The following is a 6,340-nucleotide window of genomic DNA, read 5'->3' on the forward strand; positions in this document are numbered from 1 at the left end:
CCAAGTTTGCGCGAATGAGGACAAGTGTTATGGGTAAGAATGTCGTAGTCCTGGGCACCCAGTGGGGTGATGAGGGCAAAGGCAAGATCGTTGATCTGCTGACCGAACATGCTGCCGCCGTAGTGCGCTACCAAGGTGGCCACAACGCTGGCCACACCCTGGTGATCGACGGCGAGAAAACCGTCTTGCACCTGATCCCTTCGGGTGTGCTGCGCGAAGGCGTCCAGTGCCTGATCGGCAACGGCGTGGTGGTTGCGCCGGACGCCTTGCTGCGTGAAATCGTCAAGCTGGAAGAGAAAGGCGTACCGGTGCGTGAGCGCCTGCGTATCAGCCCGTCCTGCCCGCTGATCCTGTCCTATCACGTAGCGCTGGACCAGGCGCGTGAAAAGGCCCGCGGCGAGCAGAAGATCGGTACCACCGGTCGCGGCATCGGGCCGGCTTACGAAGACAAGGTCGCTCGTCGCGGCCTGCGTATCGGCGACCTGTTCCACCGCGAGCGTTTCGCCGCGAAGCTGGGCGAGTTGCTGGACTACCACAACTTCGTACTGGTCAATTACTACAAAGAGCCGGCCATCGACTTCCAGAAGACGCTCGACGAGTGCATGGAATACGCCGAGCTGCTCAAGCCGATGATGCTGGACGTGACCGCCGAGCTGCACCAGCTGCGTCGCGCGGGCAAGGACATCATGTTCGAAGGCGCCCAGGGCTCGCTGCTGGACATCGACCACGGTACCTATCCGTACGTCACCAGCTCCAACACCACTGCCGGCGGCATCGCCACCGGTTCGGGTGTTGGCCCGATGTACCTGGACTACATCCTCGGTATCACCAAGGCTTACACCACTCGTGTAGGTTCGGGTCCGTTCCCGACCGAACTGTTCGATGACGTGGGCGCTTTCCTGGCCAAGCGTGGACATGAGTTCGGTGCAACCACCGGCCGTGCCCGCCGTTGCGGCTGGTTCGATGCCGTCATCCTGCGTCGCGCCATCGACGTCAACAGCATCTCGGGCCTGTGCCTGACCAAGCTGGACGTACTGGACGGCCTGGAAACCATCAACATCTGCGTGGGCTACAAGAACCAGGATGGCGCAGTCATCGACGCGCCAACCGACGCTGACAGCTACATCGGCCTGGAGCCGGTATACGAGCAGATGCCAGGCTGGAACGAGTCGACCCTGGGGGCCAAGACCCTGGAAGAGCTGCCGGCCGCTGCCCGTGCCTACATCAAGCGTATCGAAGAGCTGGTCCGCGCGCCGATCGACATTATTTCGACAGGCCCGGACCGCAACGAGACCATCGTTCTGCGTCACCCGTTTGCTTGATAAGTCGTTGATGTAAAAAACAAAGGCCCCTCCTCAGGGGCCTTTGTCGTTTCTGCCTGCCGGGCGGCACGACCCTTGCTGTGATTTGCCCTTCCAGAGTGCCATCAATTTGATGGCGTTGAAGTAGAGGGATTTCCTGTGTCGGCCGTTCTCTCACTGTTACAAAGCCGTTTGTTGCGGCCTGTGTTCGTTACCCTTGGTATCGCTCTTTTGGTGCAGGTGTTGGTTGCCGTTGCCCTGACCCGGAGCACGGTGACGGCGCTGGAGGCGGATCTGGCCATTCGTCTGGGCGTCGATAGCCAGAAGCTGTCCGGCGAACTGGAACAGGCGGCTCGCGAGGTCACTTCGAGCCTGGAAAGCCTTTCCAGCAGCACCCGGCAGCGCTTGACTGCCGGGCTCTCCTCGCGCCTGGAAGAGGAGCAGGCGCAATTGCGCACGACGCTGGAGAAGGATCTCAAGGATTCAGCCAATGATATGGCCCAGTTGCTCGCTTCGGTGGCCCCACGCGCCATGTGGGACAGCGACGTTCCGACCCTCTCCGAGTTCGCCCGGCGCGCCCAGCGCAATCCCAACGTGCTGTTCGTGGTGTACGACGACGCCAATGGAGAGCACCTGACCCGCTATCTGAACCGGGAAAACCCGATCAACAAGGCGCTACTGGAAAAGGGCAAGGGCGACCGTGCCCTGGACAAGGTGCTGGACGCGGCCAAGAACGATCCATCGGTCTATTACCTGGAGGCCTCTATCAGTCCTAACGGCGTGGAGATCGGCAAGGTGCTGATGGGGGTTTCCACGGCGTCGGTCGAGGCGGATGTGGCGGCGCTGGACAAGCGTTTCGAGGCCTTGATCGCCAGCAGCGACCAACTGGTCGGCGATAGCCTCAAGGGCGCTTCGGCGGACAGTTCGGCAGCCATGCGCGCGCGCTTGCAGTCGGCGCAGACCAGCGCTTCGGACATGCAGGCCAACACCGCGGGTACCGTGCAGGACGCGGCGGCCACCCTGCGCTGGCGCATCGGCATGGGCCTGGCGCTGGTCGGCTGCGGGGTCTTGCTGTTGCTGGCGGTGGTGCTAGGGCGGCGAGTGGTCAGCAAGCTGCATCTGCTGATCGCCGCGCTAAACGATCTGGCCGCCGGTGAGGGCGATCTGACCAAGCGGGTCCAGCTCAACAGCAATGACGAGATCGGCGACATGGCCTCGGCGGTCAATCGCTTTGTCGACAAGTTGCAGCCGATCGTGCGTGAGGCCGGCGATGTGGCGCAGCGTACTGGCGTCGAAATCGGCGCGATGAGCCTGCGTAATGCTGGGGCGGACGCCGCGGCCGAGGCCCAGCGTGACGAGGTGGCGGAGAGTTTGCGGGCGCTGTCGCAGATGGCTGATGAAGCCCAGGCGGAAAGCCAGGCGATGCAGGCGGCCTTGCAGCAGGTGGTGGAGATCCGTCAGGCGACCGATGAAAACACCCGGACCTCGGCCCAGGTGGGCGGTCTGATCGAGGCACTGGCGGGGCAGGTCGACACGGGGGCCAAGGTCATCGAACGCCTGGCGCAGCAGAGCGAACAGATCGAGGTGGTGTTGACGGTGATTCATGGGATTGCCGAGCAGACCAACCTGCTGGCCTTGAATGCGGCCATTGAAGCGGCGCGGGCCGGGGAAACCGGGCGCGGCTTTGCGGTGGTGGCCGATGAGGTCAGGGCGCTGGCGAGCAAGACGCAAAGCTCTACCGGCGATATCCAGGCGCATATCGGTGCGCTGCAGCAGGGCGCGCGCGAGGCGGTGGCGGCGATCGGCCAGGCTGGAAGGCAGGCTAGCGAAGGATTGCTGGTGTTGCGCGACAGTGCGCGGCTGCAACAATCGGTGCAGTCGTCGGTGGAGCAGGTGCACGCGGCGATTGGCCTGGCGACCCAGGCGGCCGCCCATCAGGCTCAGGGCGCGCAAGCGGTGCGCGGTCGGGTCGAGACCATCCATGCCCAGGCCGAGCGGGCAGCTCAGGCTGTGGTGGAGACCACGGCCAGCGGCAAGGTGCTGGATAGCCTGGCGGCCCAATTGAAGGCCAGCCTGGGGCAGTTCCGGGCTTGAGGTTCTGCGTGGCCGAATGCTTGGGACGGGGGACTCCTACAGAAGATTTTCTGTAGGGGTAGGCTCAGCGGCTCAGATACATCCGTGTCGTCAGCAGATAGACCGGTAGTCCCGATACCAGAATCAACAGCGCCGCATAAGGCGCTGCGGCGGCAAACTCCACATTCGCCGTGTGCGCCCAGACTTCCGTTGCCAGTGTATTCAGTCCGGTCGGGCTGAGCAGCAGGGTAGCCGTCAGTTCCTTCATGGCATCCAGGAATACCAGGGCAAAGGCGGCGCCCAAGGCCGGGAAAATGATCGGCAGAGTCACGCGGCAGAAGGCCGTGAATGAGGAGGCGCCCAGGGTGCGGGCGGCTTCCTCGAGTTGTGGCGCCGCCTTGTTCAGGGCGGTGCGGATCGGCGCCTGCGCCAGGGGCAGGAACAGCAGGGCGTAGGCAATCAGCAGCAGGGCTGAGGTCTGATACAGCGCCGGTACGTAGTGCAGGGCAAAGAACACCAGCGTCAGGGCGATCACCAGGCCTGGCAGGGCGTGCAGCAGGTAAGGCAGGCGTTCGGCCCAGAGTGCCAGGCGACCTTTGTGGCGCACCACCAGCAGTCCGACCGGTACCGCCAGCACCAGGCACAGCGCCGCGCCACCCAACGATAGCGCCAGGGAGGAGAGCAGGGCTTCGCTGATGGCGGCGACCGGGAAAGCGGCCGATGAGCCGACGGCCAGCCAGTACGCCAGCATGCCCAGCGGAATGCCGCTGCCGATCAGGGTCAGTAGCGCGCAGTACAGTTGCCCGCCAATCGCCCACTTGCCGAGGCGCACCTGCTCGGCATGTCGCGCCGCGCCTTGGCCGGTTCGTACATGGCGGCCTTTGCCGCGAACCCGCAACTCTAGCCACAGCAGGGCCAGGCACAGCGCTAGCAGCACGGCGGAAAGCATCGCCGCGTTGGCATTGCTGAACTCCAGTTCGAACTGCTGATAGATCGCGGTGGTGAAGGTTTGCAGGCCGATAATCGACAGTGCGCCGAACTCCACCAGCATGTGCAGGGCGATCAGTAGCGAGCCGGCCAGCAGCGACGGCCAGAGCAGGGGCAGGGTGATCCGGAAGAACACGCCCCAGCGATTCTGCCCGAGGGTGCGGGCCGATTCCTCCAGGGAGGGATCGAGATTGCGCAGGGTGGCCGCGACAGGCAGGAATACCAGCGGGTACTTGGACAGGCTCATGACCAGGATGGCCCCGCCCAGGCCTTCGAAGCTGGCGCTGAGGGAGACCCAGGTGAAGCTGCTGACAAAGGCCGGTACGGCAAAGGGCAGGCACAGGATCACGCCCCAGAGGCGTCGCCCCGGCAAGTCGCTGCGTTCCAGCAGCCAGGCCAGGGACAGGCCGATGATGGCGCAGGTAACGGTCACGCCAATGAGCAGTAGCAGGGTGTTGCGCAGCAGGCCGAATACATAGGGTCGCCACAGCAGGTGCAGGGCTTCGGCCCAGCCGGCCTGCCAGGCCTTGAGCCCGACATAGAGCAATGGCAGCAGGCTGAGCCCGACCAGCAACAGGACCGGTAGCAGCAGCCAGATCGAAGGCCCCTTGCGCCTCGGTATGTAGTTCGTGCGCGAGGCGGGGGCGGGCAGCGATGCGTTCATCAGTTCAGGCCGACTTCGCGTTCCAGTTCCAGGGCTTCTTCGGCGTTGCCGAGGTCGGCCGGGGTGACTTTCGGCGCTTGCAGTTCACTGAACGGCTTGAGGCCTCGATCCGACTCCAGGCCTTTGCGCAGCGGGTATTCTGCGGTGGTCTGGGTGATTACGCGCTGGCCTTCTTCGCTGGCCATATAAGCGAGGAATTGCTGGGCTTCTTTGGGGTGTTTGCTGGACTTGAGTACCGCGGCGCTGGATACGGTGATCAATCCGCCGGCATCGCCGCCGGTGAAATAGTGCAGCTTCGAGTCCAGTTGGCCCTTCTCCCTTTGCAGGGCGAACCAGTAGTAGTTGTTCACCAGCACGGTGGCGACTTCGCCGTTTTCCACGGCCTTCAAGGCCACCATATTATTGCTGTAGGTCTTGCCGAAAGCGCGCAGGCCGGTCAGCCATTCTTCGGCGGCGTCCATCCCGTGCAGCTTGATGATTGCCACGGCCTGTTCCTGGAACGCGCCGCTGGTAGGAACGAAGCCTACCTTGCCTTGCCATTGTGGCTGGGAGAACTCCATCACCGATGCAGGCAGGTCTTTTTCGTCGATCAGCTTCGGGTTGAACGCCACCACGCGAACGCGGGCGGTAATGCCTATCCAGGTGCCGTTGCCGGCGACGTAGTCCTTGGGCAGGACTTCAAGGGTCGCCGCATCGGTCTTGGCCAGCAGGCCTTGCTCGCCGAGTTTGTTCAGGGGCGGCGATTCTTCGGTGTAAATCACATCGGCGGGGGAGCGCTCGCCTTCTTCCACGATCTGGCTGGCGAGCTGGTTGCTGCTACCTTTACGCACATTGACGTGAATCCCGGTCTTGGCCTCGAAAGCCTTAGCGATGGCGTCGCCGACTTCCTTGTGCTGGCCGTTGTACAGCGTCAGGGAAACCGGATCAGCTGCTTGAGTGAGTGGAGATGCCAGGGCCAGGCCCAGCAAAGTGATGGTCAAGCCACGCAGAAGGGATGTTGGAAGGGGGGTGTTTCTAAACATCATTCGCAGGGTTCCTCACTGTGATGCCGCAAAAACTTGTAACAATCATAAACGATATTGTTTCTCATGTGCGGCTTGGCGGGCTGGATAGCCCTGGAGGAGGGGGCGTTTTGGCGGGGGAAATGATTGTTGTGGGCCAGAAACGCAAAAACCCGCTTTCGCGGGTTTTTGTGAGACTTCACAGCTACGCTGTGAAACTTGAATGTGGTGCCCAGAAGAAGACTCGAACTTCCACGGCCTTGCGGCCACCAGCACCTGAAGCTGGCGTGTCTACCAATTTCACCATCTGGGCA

At 63.0% G+C, this 6,340-nt stretch carries 4 protein-coding genes and 1 tRNA gene; 2 read left to right on the plus strand and 3 right to left on the minus strand.

Translation table 11 applies throughout. The annotated features are described in order from the left end of the window. Positions 1 to 29 precede the first annotated feature (29 nt). Together CRO75_RS02185 and CRO75_RS02190 are read left to right on the plus strand one after the other, a co-directional pair. On the plus strand, positions 30 to 1,322 hold the full coding sequence (locus CRO75_RS02185) for an adenylosuccinate synthase (RefSeq protein WP_097134306.1): 1,293 nt from the start codon (positions 30 to 32) through the stop codon (positions 1,320 to 1,322). 138 nt (positions 1,323 to 1,460) lie between these two features. Then, positions 1,461 to 3,395 carry a methyl-accepting chemotaxis protein gene (locus CRO75_RS02190; RefSeq protein ID WP_097134307.1) on the plus strand — a complete coding sequence of 645 codons (1,935 nt, stop codon included), beginning with the start codon at positions 1,461 to 1,463 and terminating at the stop codon, positions 3,393 to 3,395. A gap of 64 nt (positions 3,396 to 3,459) precedes the next feature. Here the strand turns inward: CRO75_RS02190 and CRO75_RS02195 are convergent, their stop codons facing one another. From CRO75_RS02195 to CRO75_RS02205, 3 genes are all read right to left on the minus strand, one after another. After that, entirely contained in the window at positions 3,460 to 5,025 is a 1,566-nt protein-coding gene (locus CRO75_RS02195; RefSeq protein WP_097134308.1) for an iron ABC transporter permease, read from the minus strand. After that, entirely contained in the window at positions 5,025 to 6,050 is a 1,026-nt protein-coding gene (locus CRO75_RS02200; RefSeq protein WP_097134309.1) for an extracellular solute-binding protein, read from the minus strand. The genes CRO75_RS02195 and CRO75_RS02200 overlap by 1 nt, the downstream gene beginning before the upstream one ends. Before the next feature lie 202 nt (positions 6,051 to 6,252). After that, a tRNA-Leu gene (locus CRO75_RS02205) sits at positions 6,253 to 6,339 on the minus strand. Position 6,340 lies beyond the last annotated feature (1 nt).

Source organism: Pseudomonas sp. LAMO17WK12:I10, assembly GCF_900215185.1.
Classification (GTDB): Bacteria; Pseudomonadota; Gammaproteobacteria; order Pseudomonadales; family Pseudomonadaceae; genus Aquipseudomonas; species Aquipseudomonas chlororaphis.

Bases quoted from the DNA above. Each gene is read 5' to 3' on its own strand.
- CRO75_RS02185 (WP_097134306.1), top strand. From the start codon at position 30: ATGGGTAAGAATGTCGTAGTCCTGGGCACCCAGTGGGGTGATGAGGGC.
- CRO75_RS02195 (WP_097134308.1), bottom strand. From the start codon at position 5,025: ATGAACGCATCGCTGCCCGCCCCCGCCTCGCGCACGAACTACATACCG.
- CRO75_RS02200 (WP_097134309.1), bottom strand. From the start codon at position 6,050: ATGATGTTTAGAAACACCCCCCTTCCAACATCCCTTCTGCGTGGCTTG.